Source organism: Paenibacillus ferrarius (genome assembly GCF_002027705.1).
Taxonomy (GTDB): domain Bacteria; phylum Bacillota; class Bacilli; order Paenibacillales; family NBRC-103111; genus Paenibacillus_E; species Paenibacillus_E ferrarius.
Window position 1 is genome coordinate 17,131 of sequence record NZ_MBTG01000006.1, and the last position, 17,628, is coordinate 34,758.

The following is a 17,628-nucleotide window of genomic DNA, read 5'->3' on the forward strand; positions in this document are numbered from 1 at the left end:
TTAGGCCTCGACGTAAGCGGTAAGCGCCTTCGCCAGTCCGCCCCAGCCCTGCGACATAATCTCGCGAACAACCGTATGTGGTTGACCAAACTCAGTAACCTTGTTCACATCCCAGCCGGAGTGAGTGAGCGTGAATTCTGTTTTGCCGTCCAGCTCCGTTAATTCGAACGTGAGGGACCAGTCTTTGCCCCATTCGAACGACAAGCGGTTCGGAGGAGTGACATCCGTTACTTTACAAGGAGAATTGCCGAATGGACCAGCTTCCAAAATGAATTCATAGCCAATCTCAGGCTTGAAATTATTAGGCATGAACCAAGCGGCGATGCCTTCCGGCGTTGCAACGGCGTTCCAGACCTTTTGAATAGGCGCGTTGAAGACGATCGTTTGCTTAATATCCGGCAGTGTAGGTTGTGTTTGATTTTCCATAAGTTGAAAAGCCTCCAATGAGTGATTAAGATTTTGTTTTGACCTTGTCTTGATGACGCAAGCGCAAAGCAGACCATTTCTCGTCTACGGCGACATTGCTCACAATCGTGTAAGGGGAAATCTCTTCAATTCGTCTAAGCAAGCTGTCACGGTTGATGTCTGTCTTCACCTTAGAGCTTTGCTTCGGGTACGTAATCCAGACGACAGCATCCTCGTTCAGATAAGCGATTACTTGCGGTGTTCGTTCTATGACTTCAGCCGCATTATTCACGAAAAACTGAATGAAATCGTAAGTTCCACTCGGCTCCTCGGAATCTTCAATGCCAAGCTTGTAGCCTTCCGGTGCATGAAGCACGAGGGCTCGTCCTTGCTTATAGCGCAGCTTCTTCAGTAATTCCTCTTGCATCGTTCGTCATTCCTTTCGTCCATTCACAACGCGTATTGTACCCCGAATGAAGTGATGTGTTGCATTGAAGTGAGAATGCGAAACCTTTTGGTTACATAAAGGATTATACGAAACCTTTTGGTTTCGTGTCAAGAGGGTTTTTCAGCGCCAAAGCCGATCCGCCTTAACGAAGATCAGCTCCTGAAATTCTATTTTATAAATATCCGGCATGGTCGTTGATGCCCAAAAGCTAAAATCAAATCGCTTATCAAAATCATTCAACATCAATGTCATGATATCACCATGTGTACCGATGACGATGTTCTTTCCCTTATGCTCATTTAAAATAGTTAACATCACTTTATTAGCTCTTTTTTGAGCAGAGAAAGTGGATTCACCCTCAGGGAATGCATAATGAATATCCGTATATAACTTCAGTTTTGCGTCCTTGAACGTCCATTCGCTGATCTGACCGAGCTCTCGTTCCTTTAGATCTTCAAATAAGAGAATCTCCTTCTCGCCAGCGGCGGCTTGAATCGTTTGGATCGCTCTTTCATACGGACTTGAACAGAAAATATCAATGTGTTCCTTTTTCAAAAGTTCGCTTACTTGAAGGGAGTCTAATCTTCCTTTCTCAGATAATCCTCGCGTTCGCTCCATACCCTCTATGTAAGGTGATTCTGCATGTCTTACGAAGTAAATACATGTGTTTATTTGTAATCCCTACCTTCAAGTTTTACTACAATCATTGGGCATTTTCGTCAAAATGTCTATATTAGAACTCATGAAACAACGCCAAGTTTTTTCAACACCCTCTGAATCATGATATAGTGAGAGAAACATAAACATAGAGTGGAGTGAGGGAGAATTTATGATACGTTTTGCTGTTATTGGTACCAATTGGATCACAGAAGAGTTCATTCACGCTGCCCGTGAGACGGGGGAGTTCGATTTAACGGCTGTTTATTCGCGTACGGAGGAGAAAGCGGCGGAGTTTGCTCAAAAATTCGACATTAAACATCGATTTACGGATCTGGATGCTTTGGTGCAGAGCGAGGAATTCGATGCTGTTTATATCGCTAGTCCTAACTCGCTGCATGCGGAGTATGCAATTCATTGTATGAACCATGGCAAGCATGTGATTTGTGAGAAGCCCGCGGCGTCGAATACGGCTGAGCTGACGGCGATGATTCAAGCTGCGCGCAGCAATGAAGTTGTGTTCATGGAGGCGCTTAAGTCTACACTGCTTCCGAATTTTAAGGCTATCCAAGACAATTTACATAAGCTGGGTAAAATACGACGTTATTTTGCAAGCTATTGCCAATATTCCTCACGCTACGATGCGTATAAGCAAGGGACCGTGCTGAATGCTTTTAATCCAATTTTCTCTAACGGATCGATTATGGACTTAGGTGTCTACTGCATTTATCCGCTAGCGGTTCTATTTGGTGCGCCTGATCGTGTGCAAGCTAACGGCGTTTTGCTGGAATCGGGCGTGGATGGCGAGGGCAGCTTGCTGCTAAGCTACAAGGAAATGGATGCGATTATTATGCATTCCAAAATTTCGAGCTCCTACCTGCCGGCAGAGATCCAAGGTGAGAACGCGACAATGGTGATCGATAAAATTAACCAGCCTGAGAAGGTGGAAATCCGCTATCGCGACGGCTCTGTCGAAGATCTGACACAGGTGCAAGCCGTTCGCAATATGCGATATGAGGCAGAAGAATTTATCCGTTTGATTAAAACCAAAACGCTGGAATCCGCAACGAATTCCCATGCGAATTCGCTGATTACGGTGGGAATTATCGATGAGGCGCGCAAGCAGATGGGCCTTGTGTTTCCGGCTGATCGGAAATAACATCTGCTGAGATCTGCGGGTGATTCGCGGTTGCGATTTCTCGCGGGAAGAGAACAGGCGCTTACTTTCACTGAGAGGGAGGGAACTATGATCCTCTATTTCGGGGAAAAGGCTCATGTGGGTGGGTTAGGCGGAACTGAGATCCTCTATTTGAGAAGAATAGAGCGTTTTGGAGGCGAAAGCCTGGGAATAGGGGAACGTAGTTCCCTCTCAGTCGGTATTTAGGCAGATTAGGCTGGTTTAGCGTACTGTAGTTCCGTCTGAGCTGGAATTAGCTGCAAATGTGCTTGCGGGAGAATGCTTTGTTAGTCTCAGGAGGTAGTTCAAGTAACTGTAACCGGAACCTTCAACTTCCACTTTTAAAGTGGTGGTTGAAGGTTTTTTTTCTACGACTGACCAATTAAGCTCAGAAAATCCAGAAAGCACATCGAATTTCATGAGATCCAGCTATTCTGGGCATCTGGCGGAGTTTGATGTGTTTTTTTACAATGATATAAGGCGAATCGCTTTGTCGTTTATTGGAGGGGATCGTAAATAATTTGTCGAATATAAGGGCTCTCAAGGGATTTCATCTTTAGTAAAGGGGGGGAATTGTGGAATTGTGCTCAAAAGGACTTTGGTTGTTTGCCTGATTGGTTTGATTTCCTTTTTGTTAATCCCGCTATCTATCCTTAAGGATAATGATAAACAAATGAATACGCTGCAAGTCCGGGATGGCGTCATGGACCTCTCAGCTTGGAATTATAAGCAGAATAAGATCATCAGGCTGGACGGAACATGGGAATTTTATTGGAATCGATTATTAACCCCTGATGATTTCAAACAAGGTGGCACAGACAGGATTATGCCCACCGCATTTATGGAAGTACCCTCTACATGGAATGGTAAACGAATGGACGGTTACCCCTTGCCTGCTGATGGGTTTGCTACTTACCGGATTATGCTGAAACATGTGCCTTTCAGTGGAAGCTTTGCTTTAAGGAAAATGAATATACGTTTTTCCAGCGTGATGTATGTCAATGGACAAAAACTTGCCGAGGATGGAAAACCAGCAGCGTCGGCAGCGGATTATCGAGCAGGGAATGTTCCGCAGACCGTTTTCTTTGCTGCCGAAAAAGGCGATGTCGAAATTGTCATTCAGGTTGCCAACTATGATTATTTAAATGCAGGCATACCGATGTCGATTTATTTTGGCGAGCAGACCGCAATGATGGAACTCCTTCAGAAGAACATAGCCCATGAATTCAGCACGTTTGCTATTCTCGGCACCCTTGCTCTTATTTATATCATCTGCTTTGTGACGGCAGCATTATATGGAAAAAAAGATAATACCTTGTTGGTATTTGCAATTATTTGCTCGCTTTATGCCACTTTTAACGGCTTGATTGGGGAGCGGCCTCTCTTATTATTTTTAGACGGAATATCATTCGAGTTCATCTTTAAAGTAAAAGACATTTGTTCGCTTCTAAGCTTTATCGTCCTGACCATCTTTTTTTACCAATTGCAAAAAAGCATTGTCTCATTAAAGTTTACTCAAGTTGTCAGTATGGTGCTGGGCGGTTATCTCATTTTGGTGGCTATTCTCCCGATTCGCTTGTACATGGTGATTCAGCCTTATATTATTTTAGTGTATGAGCTGATGATTATTTGGTTGCTATTGAGAATTGCTGTGCTTTATATCCGAAGTGCCGAAAAGGATCGCTTGAAATCTTTCCTACTATTCATGGCTATCCTCTGTATTAACCTGTATTCGTTGGATGTCATCATGCTGGCCTTCTCGCTCAAAGAAAATCTCTGGCTGGGGCAATTCTATATTGTTATCTTTAATGCCATCCTTATCGTATTGATTGCGATTCGTTTTTTCGAGGCCTATCATACGATAGATGATATGAAAAATCAGCTCCTCCAACTAGACAAGATCAAAGATGATTTTCTTTCCAATACATCGCATGAGCTCAAAACGCCTTTAAATGCCATAGTTAGCATAACGGATTCCCTTCTCAAGGGAGTAGAGGGACCGGTTCCGGATAGGCAAGCACAGAATCTGGCTGTGGTCATGGACAGCGGAAAAAGATTAACTCATTTGGTCAACGAATTGCTCGATTATTCCAAAATGAAGCATGGAGATATTGCTCTGCTTAAGAGCAGTATGGATTTGAAAGCGGTTGTCGATTCCGTGATCAAAATGCATGGTTTTCTGCTTGCTGGGAAACCAATCACGCTTGTGAACGGAGTTTCCGAAGATATTCCTGCGGTATATGCGGATGGCAACCGATTGATACAGATTTTACATAATTTGATCGGCAATGCAGTCAATTTTACAGATCAGGGTGCCATCGAAGTCAGCGCTGAGGTGATCCGCGACATGGTTGAGGTTCGTGTGAGGGATACAGGCCTCGGGATCCCGCCGCATATGCAGGCTCGCATATGGAATGCCTTTGAACAGGCTGATCCTTCCGAAACTAAGAATGTTGGGGGAACGGGTCTCGGGTTAAGCATAACCAAAAAATTAGTAGAGCTTCACGGCGGTCAAATTCGTGTAGATTCTATTGAGAGACAAGGATCGGTATTTAGTTTCACGATTCCGTTATCCGTTGCGGCTTCGAGGAAAAGCAATAGATTCGCCGAGCATAAGGAACGTTCGCCGATCGATTTAAACATCTCCTATCCCGAGTATCCTATCTATGTTCAGGGGGAGAAAGACGAACCTATACTCGTGGTTGATGATGATTTCGCGAACCTCCAATCCATGATTAATTTACTTAAGCTGGAGGGATATTCCTTTGTTGTTGTGAATCGAGGACAGATGGCGCTGGATGAGTTATCGAAGAACAGGGACTTCTTTCTGGTTGTGCTGGATATGATGATGCCTGGCATGTCCGGCTTTGAAGTGCTGCAAGCGATCCGGGAAAGGTTCTCTCTCTTCGAACTGCCGGTGCTGATGTTGACGGCTAAAAATAGAGTTACCGATATGATTTTATCGATGGAACAAGGGGCGAATGATTTTGTCGGGAAGCCGTTTGAAGCCGAGGAGCTTTTGGCACGAGTGAGAAGCCTGACCCGACTGAAAGCTTCCGTGAAAAGCTCGAAGGAAGCCGAGATTGCTTTTTTGCGTTCCCAGATCAAGCCTCATTTCTTGTACAACGCGCTTAACTCCATCGCCGCACTTTGCATGGATGAGCCTCAACACGCGGAGGAGTTGACCCTGCAGCTTTCGCAGTATTTGAGAAGCAGCTTCGATTTTGAGCAATTGGATTCGCTAACCACTATCCAAAACGAGCTGGAGCTGGTACAAGCGTATATCAATATCGAGAAGGCTCGTTTTGGCGCCAGATTACAAGTGGAGTACGATGTGGATGCCAATCTGGATATCGGCCTTCCCCCGCTTATTTTGCAGCCGTTAGTGGAAAATGCGATACGGCACGGCCTGATGTCCAATTTTCGGGGAGGTACGGTCCATATATCGGTTAAACTGAACGCAGAAGGCATGGTCAACATTGTCGTAGCGGACAACGGATGCGGTATGAGCGAGAGCAAGCTTGAGGAAATACGGTTAACGGATACGGGAAGGAAGGGCGTTGGACTGTGGAACATAATCCGGCGTATCAAGCTTCTTTACGGAGCGGACATTCGCATCGAGAGCGAGGAGGGAGTAGGGACGAAGGTTTTCTTTGCCATTCCTGCACACCCGCCCAGACAGATTGGAGGATAATGCATGCTTCGTGCCATTATCGTAGATGATGAGGAATTATCGATAAAAAGGTTGAAAAATATCCTGATCGATAGCGGTGAGATCGAGATTTGCGGTATGTTTCTGAACCCGGTGGAAGCCTACGAGTTTGTGAAATCCAATCCGGTCGATGTTGCCTTCCTGGATATTTCTATGCCGGAAATTAACGGAATGAAGCTTTCCGGCCTGTTGTTTGAACTCGATGCTTCTCTAGACGTGGTTTTCGTAACCGGGCATGACAATTATGCCGTGCAAGCCTACGATATGAGCGCTATAGATTATTTATTAAAGCCTATAACTACCCAGCGAATGTCCAAAACATTGGACAAAATTAGAAAAAAACTTCGAGTCTCATCTGTTGAGCCTTCCATAGCGATTCACCTGCTCAATGGACTGAAGTTGTATCGTAGAGATCAGAATAAAGCGCAGATTAAGCTGAGAAGTCCGAAAACCGAAGAGCTTTTTGCTTTTCTTGTTTGCAAGAGAACCGTCAGCCGGGAAGAAATCATTGATACGTTATGGAGTGGTCTGGAACCGGAGAAGGCGTGGAAGAATCTGAACTCGACCTTGTACTATGTTCGCAAAGCGATCAGCGACAATAAGGCGGTACATTGTATTGTTGCAGACAGAAACGAAATTCGGATTGATGAGAGCGGCGTTTATTGCGACTTGTATGAATTGGAACGGTTAATAAAGAAGATTCGACTGGCCCCGACTAACAATGCCGAACTGTTCGAACAAGCGGAAGCGCTATATACGGGGCAGCTCTTAAAAGGAAAAGCCTATGAATGGGCGAGCGCTCCAATGCGTCAGCTCGAACAGAATTATATCTTACTGCTGGAAGCAGCTGCAAGACTCCATCTGCAGAGGAGTGAGCCGCTAAAATCCTTGCATTACTTTGGCGAAATTCTTAAATTGGATGCTCTGCGAGAAGACGTCAGCCATGAAATGATCCGGTTGTTGATCGAGCTTGGGAGGAGGAATGAAGCGCTGCGACAATATCGTATACTGGAAGCAACGCTGCAGCATGAGCTCGGAACGAAGCCCAATCCTAGTATTATAGACCTGATTACAAGTTAAATGAATGAATAGAAAGAGCCCGTGGGAATCAATTTTGATGCCGGGGCTCTTTTTTGTTTATTCCTTGTTTATCGTGTTTTTGTATAATAAACCCGAATATTGTCGAATTAAGATCCTAACGGTTTAATAGACTATTTTTTTAGAAGACCCATAATCATGTCATGAAGGAGATTCTGATCATGCACCTTGTCCCACAAAATAAAACTTGGAAACTAGCCGCCAAAATAGGTATGCTTGCCGGGACCTTGGCGTTGGCCATTCCATTTGCATCCCTTTCGTTGCCGGTTCAAGCACAGACAGTGAAAGTCAAACCTATTTTTACGAATAACATGAGCTGGGCCCCGCGCGATTCTGCGGCGGATACGGAATCGACGTTCAATTTTAACGTATCCGATCGATTTAATGGATGTACGGGACTAAGCCTTGTATCCAGCGCCCCCAGTTCGGCGACCGGATCATTAAACGGATTCACGGCAACGATTAAAGTGAACGCTCCGGGAACGCCAGTGTTTACGCTTAGCGGAACCGATACTCAGGGCAATCTGGTTACGGATACGTTTCAGGTGGAGATCAATAAGCTTGGCGACTTTACTGGCGATGGCGTTGTGACGACTGCGGACGCATTATTCATCTCTCGTTACCTTAGCGGCAAAGTCTTCGTAAGCGAAGATGAGATACTGATGATGGACATCAATGGGGATGGCGTTATTACGAATGCGGACGCTGTAGCACTGACTAGTTTATATGTCGGGGGATCGGGCAGCAGTTCGGGAGTTTTGAATTATACAGCCATTTTTAGAGATATCAATGATGTACCTATCGCCCGCAGCGTTAGTCTTGACGGTCGAGCGGAAATTGGCCAACAGTTGACGGGGAACTACACTTATTTCGATGTAGAGAAAACACCGGAAGGACCGAAGAAACTGCAATGGTATATCGGCAGTAAGGCGGACGGCAGTGATAAAGTGCCGATTGCGGGGGCTGTTACCTCCACTTACACGGTCAGAGAATCCGATGTGGGCAATTATTTGTTCTTTGGCGTTACCCCTGTCGAACTAAGTGGTTTAGCCGGGAAACAAGTGATTAGTGCCGCAAGCGCCAAGGTAGAGGATACTTCGGGCCCGGTTGCAACATTAATGGCTCCAGTTAATGGGCAGGTCAATGTGGATCCAGGTTTGTCGGCACTCAGCATCACTTTGAGTAAGAATATAACCGCTGCGGACAAACATATACAAATTCGCAAACTGTCTGATAACACAATCCTAGCCGACTATGCAGCGAACGATACAACTAAAATTACGATCAACGGCAATAAAATAGACATTCTTGTCACAGGACTACAGGAAAGCACGGATTATTATGTGGAAATCGAAGCCGGTGCGTTCAAAGACGTCTGGAATAATCCTTTTGGCGGCCTGAGTGGCAGCAGTGCCTGGAAATTCAGTACTTGGGACAAAACGCCGCCGAAGATTGCAGCGCTCACGCCGGGCAATCAAGCAGCGTCCGTCGATGCGGCACTATCATCGCTTAGCGTGACTTTTGATGAAAATGTTTCTGCGGCCAGCGGCAAAGAGGTGATCATCCGTCAATCTGCGGATCATCTTGCACTTGCTACCTATACGGCGAACGATACGAATTCCATTCATGTGAACGGCAAGGTGGTCACGATTTCCCTGCCTCCGTTGGCTGAGAACACAAGTTATTATGTAGAGATCGAAGCGGGAGCCTTCACGGATGCTTCAGGCAATCCATTCGGTGGACTAACGGGTATCAGTGCTTGGACGTTCACGACTTGGGACAAAACGCCTCCTGCGATTGTGGCTCTCTCCCCAGATAGAGGTGCGGTTTCCGTCGATGCGTCTCTGCCGTCCCTAACGGTGAATTTTAGTAAGAATGTTGCTGCAGTGAGCGGAAAATATGTGACATTACGCAAGACTTCGGATCAGAGCGAAGTTGCCAAACAATTAGTAACCGATACAGCTAATGTGTCGGTGGGCGGCGAGACGGTGACGATCAAGATTCCAGCCCTGATGGGCGGGACGGACTACTATGTGGAAATGGATGCAGGGGCATTCGTCGATGCTTTGAACACTCCGTTCGCAGGCCTCACGGGCAGCGGTGCCTGGTCATTTACAACGTCAGCAGTCACGGTAGCAGCAACGGTAACGGCTGAAACGGACCCCGTTTCGTTAACAGAAAACAATCTGGATGCGGCCCTGATCACACTCAGCGTGACTGGCGATACGTTTAAAGCTGCGGCAGATGAATCGGATTTTCAGTTGAACAATGCGCCTCCTGGCTTAAGCATTGCCTTAGCTTACGTTGACAACGGCAAAGCTTACTTATTACTGGAACATGATTGGCACGTCTTCTCAGGCGATATTACGAATTTTAGTGTCACCGCCAAGGCAAGTGCGCTGACGAAAGGGGTTGCCGCCACTTCGAACAGTATGAAGATTACAGCGGTGCCCCAAACGTTGAATCCTTTCTTTTCGGAGTATTTGGATGGAGGAGACGGCCGAATAGCCTTAGCGATTTATTATCCAGGTAACGGACAACCTTCAGATAAAGCGAGTGGTTATGAAGTAGAAGTACAGCGATATATGAAAGCTTCCAAATCGATCAGTTCGTATTCTAGATCTGTTTTCCCTATGTCTCCCCAAGTGCCTTATATCATGATAGACACTATCTTTTATGATGCGTTTGTTCTTTTGGATATCACGTATTTCAATGACGATATGCGGATGTACGACCCGAGTACGTATGTAACGACAGCTCTTCTTTTGAAAAAGAACGGTCAAGTGATTGATGTTCTGGGAACACCAAATGCAACTAGCGCCACGTCGATTTTGCCAGGAGGCGGAATTCTGACTCGTAAATCAGGGACCAAGGGCGGGATGACGACTTTTGCGCTGAATCATTGGGCAAAAACAAATATGGGTCCAACGATTTTCAAAAAATTCAATACTTTCACGTCGTAGTAATTAGATTTGTAGAATGGATACGGAGGTCAATTCATGCCTGGTTTAGTTAAAAATTGTCACAAAGTGATCATGTGGATATGTGCGACGCTGTTCTTGATCGGTATCAGCCAAAGTATCCCCGTTCAAGTGATGGCGGGGGCTCCGGCAAACGTTCAGTTCTCCATCCCATCGGTTCAAGGGATGGCCGGTCAGCAGATCGACATTCCTGTAACGGTTACTCCCGCGTATCCGGGCATTGCAGCCTACGGCTTACAGTTGGATTACGATATGAATGTACTGGAAGCGGTGAGCGTGACGCCATCGTATGGCAATGCATCCGGGACGGCATGCCTAGAGGATCAGGAGGGCTGCTTCCAAGCATCCATCAATTCGGCATCGGGATGGATTCGAATGGGATGGTTTGATATTTCTGGAGGCGACCTTCCGATTGTCGCGGCCAAACAACTATTTGTTGTTCATTTTAAGATTAAGAGCAGCATTCCCTCCGGCAGCACGCTGTTGTCAGTGGATGCTTCCAACCCGGAAAAACTTAACGTAACAGATGCTTCAGGCAACGACATGAGAGCACTTGTAACTATTGGCCAATCCGGTCTGGCCGATCTTAGCGCACTATCGACGACTACTGGCGAATTATCTCCTGTCTTTACAGCAGCGAACAACGCCTATCGTCAAAGTGTCAGTCAATCCGTATATACGACGAGTGTAACGGCGGTATTATATGACCCTGACGCAACGCTTAGAATTAATGGAGCGCCAGCAGTTAGCGGTGTGCCTTCGGCACCGATTGCACTTTCAACCGGCGACAATGCCATTCCGGTGGAGGTGACAGCGGCAAACGGCTCTTACACGAACACGTACACCGTTGTTGTTAATCGTGCGCCTTCAACTAACGCACAATTAAGCAGCCTAACCACAAGTGCAGGCGCGTTGTCACCCGTGTTTTCACCGATAACGACATCCTATAATGTTTATGTGGGTCAAAATGTCACTTCTCTTACCGTGAATGCTGCCGTTTATGAGCCTTCAGCCAAGCTCAGTGTTAATGATGTGAAGCTGAATAGCGGTACGGATTCGGAGAGTATCCCGCTGAAACCAGGCAATAACGCAATTATCGTTACGGTGAAAGCGCAAGACGACGCAACGAAGCAAGATTATACGGTGAATGTGTACCGTGCGCTCCCTGACCGAGATTCATCTTCGGACAACTCGCCGCATTCGAGTGACAGTGCTCCGACAGGTACGGATCCAACGTCCGGTAATCCAGAAGTTGCCATTATCGTAGACGGCGTGAAACAGGACAAACTAGCTAAAGCTTCTACTGAGAAAGCCGGAGATCGTACGATTACTACCGTTAAGCTGGATCAAAACAAGATCATTAGCAAGCTGGAGAAAGAAGGAATCAAAGTTATTACCATCCCAGTATCTGGAAACAGTGAAGTGGTAGTCGGTCAATTAACAGGTCAAATGGTGAAGCTGATGGAAACGAAGGAAGCCGTGCTCGAAATCAAAACCGACCGCGCTTCATATACGCTTCCTGCCAGTCAAATGAAAATTGATGATATTTCCTCTAAACTGGGAAGCAATATCAAGCTGCAGGACATTATTGTGAGTGTGAAAATCGCTTTGCCGTCAAAAGAAACGCTTGCTAGCATGCAGAAGACAGCGGCAGAGAACGGCGTTCATATGGCTGCGCCGCCTGTCAATTTTGAAGTCACGGCTGCATGGGGTGACAAGTCTGTGGATGTCCAGCGCTTTAATAACTACGTGGAGCGAATGATCACACTTCCGGCAGGGGTGCAAGCTTCACAAATCTCGACGGGGATTGTAGTGAACCCAGATGGTTCATTCTCTCATGTACCGACGAAAATTACGACGAAAGACGGCCATGACTACGCTGTTATTAACAGCTTGACGAACAGCACCTACGCCGTCGTGTATAGTCCCAAACAATTTGCCGATGTAGAGACCCATTGGAGCAAGCAGGATGTCAATGACATGGCCTCCCGACTCATTGTCCAAGGTGTAAATGAACAATCGTTCGTACCGGATCAATCGATTACACGAGCAGAATTTATATCTATTATGGTTCGATCGCTTGGCATTAAGCGGGGACTTAGTGCGGCTCTGCCCTCTGACGTTCGGAGCGAAGATTGGTATGCCGACGCGGCAGCAACGGCGCTGTCCTATCAGTTAGTAAGCGGTTATGAGGATGGCTCTTTCCGTCCGAATCAGACCATTACGCGAGCGGAAGCAGCCGTAATCTTGAATCAGGCCTCCAAGCTTGCCAAGCTTCCTCAAACCACTGTGGAAGAGGCAGCCAAGCAGCTGCAAAACTTCAATGATCATCAAGCTGTAGCAGACTGGGCTAAGCAAGCCATGGCGGGTGCGGTATCTAACGGTATTCTTCAAGGAGATCATCAAAGTCTTATGCCGCAGGATAACGTGACCCGTGCTCAGACGGCAGCGATGATGAGAAGATTGCTTCAGCAAGCAAATTTGATTAATAATTAAGGTTGTATTAGGGCTATCCGGCTGCGTCAAAGACGTGAGGATAGTCTTTTTTTACCCAAAACCACCGAACATAAACGGGGCTAAGTTTCTCTTTAATTCCGACTATTCCACTAAACTTTGTTTACAAAGCCAGTGGAAATATTTACAATTAAAGCACGGGGGCTCTTTTCGCTCTGAAAGTCCATTCCATTTACAGGCAAAGGTGATGATTATGAGTAAAACAAATCGAAGAATGATTCTGAATCTCATGCTGCACAATGCCGGATCACATCGAGGAGCATGGCGTCATGCGAGCACCAAAGTTGAGGAGATCCATGACATCAAGCATTTCCAGCGGCTGGCGCAAAAGGCAGAAGCTGCACGAATTGATTCGCTTTTTCTGGCGGATGGCTTGTCGGTTGAAGTCAAAGCTGTTCAGCATGGCCCCATATTTGGCTTTGAACCGTTAACGTTATTATCGGCTATTGCGGCGGTGACAGAGAACATTGGATTGATCGCTACCATGTCTACAAGCTTCAATGAACCGTATAATGTGGCGAGATTGTTCGCATCGCTTGATCATATTAGCAGAGGGCGTGCGGGGTGGAATATGGTGACGACGGGGGTGCAGCGAACTGCGCATAACTTCGGGAAGGAACAGCTGCCGTCCCATTCTCACCGCTATGCGAGGGCGCAGGAATTTGCCGATGTCGTGCTCAAGCTTTGGGATAGCTGGGAAGAAGATGCCCTTGTTCAAGATAAGGTGTCGGGAATTTATGCGAATGCCAATAAAGTCCATGATATTCATCATCAAGGGACCTACTTTACGGTGCGAGGTGCTCTTAACATTATGCGTCCGCCGCAAGGCAGGCCTATTCTTGTGCAGGCAGGCGCTTCTGACGAAGGGAAGAATTTGGCTGCGCGCTATGCCGAGCTTATTTTTACGGTTCAGCATACAATTGAGGAGGCTAGGCTTTTTTATCAAGATGTGAAAGCAAGGACGGCGAAGGAGGGGCGCTCTCCGGGCAGCATCAAAATTTTACCTGGTTTGCATGTTATCGTGGGGGCAACGGAAGCTGAAGCCAGGAAGAAGGCAAGCGAGCTAAGTGAGCTGGGCTCCATCGAACGTTCCGTGATGTCCCTGTCCAACCTGTTGGGGATTGACTTTTCGGTGTATGGGCTCGATGACCCGTTCCCTGAACTGCCGGAATCAACCCAAGTCAATGCGTATCAAACTTTCTATCAAATGGTGCTTAACATTGTGCAAAGGGAGAAGCTGACGCTGCGGGAATTTTTGACGAAACATTGGATAGGCAATGGTCAGCTCTGCATAGCCGGCACGGCCGAGCAAATAGCCGACGTGATGGAGGAGTGGTATACGACCGGTGCGGCGGATGGCTTTAGTGTGATGCCTCAGCTGTCTTTTGGGGGCGTGGAGGATTTTCTAGACCTAGTCGTACCGGAATTGCAGCGAAGAGGCTTGTTTCCGGAATCCTACACGGGCCGTACATTGCGTGAGAATTTAGGTCTATAATAGGGGTAAAAGGGGGATCAGATATGACCATTCATAATGAGTACGAACAGTCCGAGTATCCTAACCAACACTTGCTGGTCGATGCCCAGTGGGTGAAAGAAAACAGCAGCAACCCAGATATCGTTGTTTTGGATACGCGAACGCAAGGCTACGAATCCGGGCATATCCCTGGAGCTATCAGCTTGCCTGTGAAGGTAGTAAAGGATGCGGAGCGTCCTGTCTTCGCTGCTCCAGAGATAATTCAACGCGAACTTGAGAAGCGCGGAGTTAGTAGAGATACAACGATTATCGTGTACGACGATGGAGCGGGTGTATTTGCAACGCGCATCTTCTATGTGCTGGAATATTTCGGACTGAGGGATCGCGTGAAATTGCTGCACGGCGGTTACACGGCTTGGCTTGCAGCGGGCAGCGCAGTATCGACACAAGCTGCAGAGGTGACTGAAGGAAGGATTAATCTGGCTGCTCAAGATCAGCTAGTCGTTACCAAAGAGCGTATACAAAAGGGTGTGGATAACGCCATTCTATTGGATACTCGCTCAGCGCTCGAGTATACGGGGGCCGATCAGCGAACGAACCGGAAGGGCGGCCATATCAAGGGCGCGGTCCATAAAGAGTGGAAGGAAGCGCTAGGCCCTGCTGACGGTAACGGTGTTGTACATTTCAAGGATTACACAACATTAAAACAAGAATTCGAAACGCTTGGCGTGCGACCGGAGCATACGATTATTCCTTATTGCCAATCGAATCAGCGGGGAGCGCACACGTATTTTATTTTACGACTAATGGGTTATCCAGATATTCGTCCCTATGAGGGTTCATGGGATGAGTGGGGAAATGACGAGCATACGGAATGTGTCCGATGAAGGTTGAATAGAGAAGATCTATTTGACAGGATTTAGGGGGCGGTGTTACCATTCGTTAATAACCGAGTAAACAAATTGGAATTTAACAAATTGGCAACAGGAGGATGACCGATGAGCATTCAAAAAGTAACGGGCATTTCGAAAGAACGCAGGGAAAGAGCGTTCGGTGAAGCTTTGACGTACGAACAATTTATTGCAACTGCCCAAGTGAATGTCGACAGGCTGCAAGACAATTACGATCATTATGCATTAAGTGAGCAGGAGCTTGCCTATTTCGCAGGGCTTGCTGAGCCTGTTCATGTGTTGGTTCTGGCTCATGATTGGTGTGGAGATGTCGTTGCCAATTTGCCGCTGTTTGCCAAGATTGAGCAAGTGACAGGCAAGCTGAAGCTGCATATTTTGCTGCGTGACCCGGATAACCAAGATATTGCCGCCGCTTATTTGCAAGAGGATGGAAAAAATCACATTCCTACGTATGTCTTTTTTGATGAAGCGGGGGAGGAACTTGGCGTATTCATTGAACGCCCTGATGTGATAACGGCTCGTATTCGTGATTGGAAAGATGAATTCTGGGAGCAGCATCCGCAGTGGCAGGGACGGGATCTATCGCTTGCTGAACTAGATGAAGATGTGCGCCAAGCTTTTCTTAATTATTTGAAAGAGCAGCGACCCAAAGAACGAAACCAGGAGCAAACGGCCATTATTGAATTCTTGCGCACGATTCTTAACTAGGAGGAGTTTCCGATGCCTAATCAAGCAGCTCCGGCATTAGATCAGAATCATGCTTTCCCAGGAAAGACGTATGCGGAAGTGGTGTTAAGCCCCGCCTACGACCACGCCAAAGAGCAATTGCTAAGCCCTATGCTGGATATTCACAGAGCCCATTTGATTATGCTTCGCGAGCAGTTGTTAATTGATGAACAAGACGCCGACGCCATTGGGCGCGCTCTGCAAGCGTTAGATGCTGAGCGGCTTCGCACAGCTTCCTATACGGGGGAATTTGAGGATCTGTTTTTTGAAGTGGAGCAGGAGCTTCACTTATTGGCTGGCGAAGCGGCAGGCAATCTGCACATCGGGCGCAGCCGCAATGATATGGGGATCGCGATTTATCGGCTTACGCTGAGAGAGAAGCTGCTGCATACGTTGGAATCCGCCTTATTTCTGGAAGAGCATCTGCTGCAGTTTGCGCGTTCGCATGTGGATACGATCATGATTGGCTATACGCATACGCAGCAAGCTCAGCCAACAACGTTAGGCCACTATACGGCAGCTGTATCGGATAGTTTAAGTCGCGATATCCGCCGATTGCAAAATGCGTATGCGAATTGCAACCGCAGCAGCATGGGAGCGGCAGCGTTAACGACATCCGGATTCCCGCTTAACAGGCAGCGGATGGCAGAGCTGCTGGCTTTCGATGGTTTAATCGAGAATGCGTACGATGCCGTGAGCGGAGCCGATTATGTCGGTGAAATCGCGACGGTTGTGCAGCTTGCAGCGATTAATCTAGGCCGTTTCATTCAAGAGCTGCTGCTGTGGAGCACGCAGGAATTCGCGGTGCTGCAGGTGGCGGCGCCCTATGTTCAAATCAGCTCGATCATGCCGCAGAAACGAAATCCGGTTTCGATTGAACATATGCGTTCACTCTTGTCCAGTTGTGTTGGTCTTACACAAACGGTTTTAAGTATGATACATAATACACCTTTCGGCGATATTGTTGATACGGAGGACGATATGCAGCCATACGCCTGGAAAAGTCTTGCCGTTCTCTCATCGGTGTATCGGCTATTGGCGAATGTGATCGCAACGCTATCCATCAACAAGGAGGCGCTGGAGGCTAGGGCAGAAGCAAGCTTCTCTACCGTCACGGAGCTGGCAGATACTTTGGTGCGGGAGGAGAAGCTTTCCTTCCGCACGGCCCATCATATTGTCAGTGCTTCTGTGCGCAAAGCGCTGGCTAACGGCAATGACAAACGATTCTTGACCTTGGGTGTGCTGAACGAGTCAGCGCTGGAGGTCATTGGCAGGAAGTTGTCATTCAATGAGGAGAAACTAGCGCTGGCCTTGAATGCCAAACATTTCGTTCAGGTCAGGACATTGATCGGAGGACCCAACGCCAAGGAGGTGGAGCGGGCCTTGAATGGACAGACACAGCGATTAAACGACGATAATGCGTGGCTCACCGATAAAAGAAGAGCCATACGCGCTGCACAAGAGGATGTTGCGCGCGAGCTTCAGAAGCTGTTCCTATAAGAATTGACCGGACACCCGGAGATGA

12 protein-coding genes are annotated in these 17,628 nt (G+C 47.2%); 9 read left to right on the top strand and 3 right to left on the bottom strand.

Going from position 1 to position 17,628, the window contains the following annotated elements:
- The 3 genes from BC351_RS07450 to BC351_RS07460 all read right to left on the bottom strand — a co-directional run bounded on the left by BC351_RS07450 (position 1) and on the right by BC351_RS07460 (position 1,525).
- Positions 1–426, bottom strand: a complete 426-nt coding sequence (locus BC351_RS07450) for an SRPBCC family protein (protein WP_079410266.1) — start codon at positions 424–426, stop codon at positions 1–3.
- A gap of 25 nt (positions 427–451) precedes the next feature.
- Positions 452–832: a hypothetical protein gene (locus BC351_RS07455; protein WP_079410268.1), complete on the bottom strand. Its 381-nt coding sequence runs from the start codon at positions 830–832 to the stop codon at positions 452–454.
- 141 nt (positions 833–973) lie between these two features.
- Positions 974–1,525, bottom strand: coding sequence for a histidine phosphatase family protein (locus tag BC351_RS07460; protein ID WP_079410270.1), 552 nt, complete (start codon positions 1,523–1,525; stop codon positions 974–976).
- A gap of 157 nt (positions 1,526–1,682) precedes the next feature.
- Here BC351_RS07460 and BC351_RS07465 point away from each other — a divergent pair, with 157 nt between their 5' ends.
- The 9 genes from BC351_RS07465 to argH all read left to right on the top strand — a co-directional run bounded on the left by BC351_RS07465 (position 1,683) and on the right by argH (position 17,603).
- Positions 1,683–2,669 carry a Gfo/Idh/MocA family protein gene (locus tag BC351_RS07465; RefSeq protein ID WP_079410272.1) on the top strand — a complete coding sequence of 329 codons (987 nt, stop codon included), beginning with the start codon at positions 1,683–1,685 and terminating at the stop codon, positions 2,667–2,669.
- A gap of 601 nt (positions 2,670–3,270) precedes the next feature.
- Positions 3,271–6,381, top strand: coding sequence for an ATP-binding protein (locus BC351_RS07470; protein ID WP_079410274.1), 3,111 nt, complete (start codon positions 3,271–3,273; stop codon positions 6,379–6,381).
- Between the two features lie 3 nt (positions 6,382–6,384).
- The gene (locus BC351_RS07475; RefSeq protein ID WP_079410276.1) at positions 6,385–7,479 is read left to right on the top strand and encodes a response regulator; all 1,095 of its coding nucleotides are present in this window, start codon (positions 6,385–6,387) and stop codon (positions 7,477–7,479) included.
- Positions 7,480–7,658: 179 nt separating this feature from the next.
- Positions 7,659–10,460 carry an Ig-like domain-containing protein gene (locus BC351_RS07480; protein ID WP_158082008.1) on the top strand — a complete coding sequence of 934 codons (2,802 nt, stop codon included), beginning with the start codon at positions 7,659–7,661 and terminating at the stop codon, positions 10,458–10,460.
- A 36-nt stretch (positions 10,461–10,496) separates the two neighbouring features.
- Positions 10,497–12,974 carry an S-layer homology domain-containing protein gene (locus BC351_RS07485; protein ID WP_079410280.1) on the top strand — a complete coding sequence of 826 codons (2,478 nt, stop codon included), beginning with the start codon at positions 10,497–10,499 and terminating at the stop codon, positions 12,972–12,974.
- 211 nt (positions 12,975–13,185) lie between these two features.
- Positions 13,186–14,487, top strand: a complete 1,302-nt coding sequence (locus BC351_RS07490) for an LLM class flavin-dependent oxidoreductase (protein ID WP_079410282.1) — start codon at positions 13,186–13,188, stop codon at positions 14,485–14,487.
- 23 nt (positions 14,488–14,510) lie between these two features.
- Positions 14,511–15,353 carry a sulfurtransferase gene (locus tag BC351_RS07495; RefSeq protein WP_079410284.1) on the top strand — a complete coding sequence of 281 codons (843 nt, stop codon included), beginning with the start codon at positions 14,511–14,513 and terminating at the stop codon, positions 15,351–15,353.
- A gap of 111 nt (positions 15,354–15,464) precedes the next feature.
- Positions 15,465–16,085, top strand: a complete 621-nt coding sequence (locus tag BC351_RS07500) for a thioredoxin family protein (protein ID WP_079410286.1) — start codon at positions 15,465–15,467, stop codon at positions 16,083–16,085.
- A gap of 12 nt (positions 16,086–16,097) precedes the next feature.
- On the top strand, positions 16,098–17,603 hold the full coding sequence (gene argH, locus BC351_RS07505; protein WP_079410288.1) for an argininosuccinate lyase: 1,506 nt from the start codon (positions 16,098–16,100) through the stop codon (positions 17,601–17,603).
- The last annotated feature ends 25 nt before the right edge of the window (positions 17,604–17,628 follow it).

Excerpts from the sequence above, each read along its gene's own strand:
- BC351_RS07450 (WP_079410266.1), bottom strand. The coding sequence starts at position 426 with ATGGAAAATCAAACACAACCTACACTGCCGGATATTAAGCAAACGATC.
- BC351_RS07455 (WP_079410268.1), bottom strand. The coding sequence starts at position 832 with ATGCAAGAGGAATTACTGAAGAAGCTGCGCTATAAGCAAGGACGAGCC.
- BC351_RS07465 (WP_079410272.1), top strand. The coding sequence starts at position 1,683 with ATGATACGTTTTGCTGTTATTGGTACCAATTGGATCACAGAAGAGTTC.
- BC351_RS07475 (WP_079410276.1), top strand. The coding sequence starts at position 6,385 with ATGCTTCGTGCCATTATCGTAGATGATGAGGAATTATCGATAAAAAGG.
- BC351_RS07480 (WP_158082008.1), top strand. The coding sequence starts at position 7,659 with ATGCACCTTGTCCCACAAAATAAAACTTGGAAACTAGCCGCCAAAATA.
- BC351_RS07485 (WP_079410280.1), top strand. The coding sequence starts at position 10,497 with ATGCCTGGTTTAGTTAAAAATTGTCACAAAGTGATCATGTGGATATGT.
- BC351_RS07490 (WP_079410282.1), top strand. The coding sequence starts at position 13,186 with ATGAGTAAAACAAATCGAAGAATGATTCTGAATCTCATGCTGCACAAT.
- BC351_RS07495 (WP_079410284.1), top strand. The coding sequence starts at position 14,511 with ATGACCATTCATAATGAGTACGAACAGTCCGAGTATCCTAACCAACAC.
- BC351_RS07500 (WP_079410286.1), top strand. The coding sequence starts at position 15,465 with ATGAGCATTCAAAAAGTAACGGGCATTTCGAAAGAACGCAGGGAAAGA.
- argH (WP_079410288.1), top strand. The coding sequence starts at position 16,098 with ATGCCTAATCAAGCAGCTCCGGCATTAGATCAGAATCATGCTTTCCCA.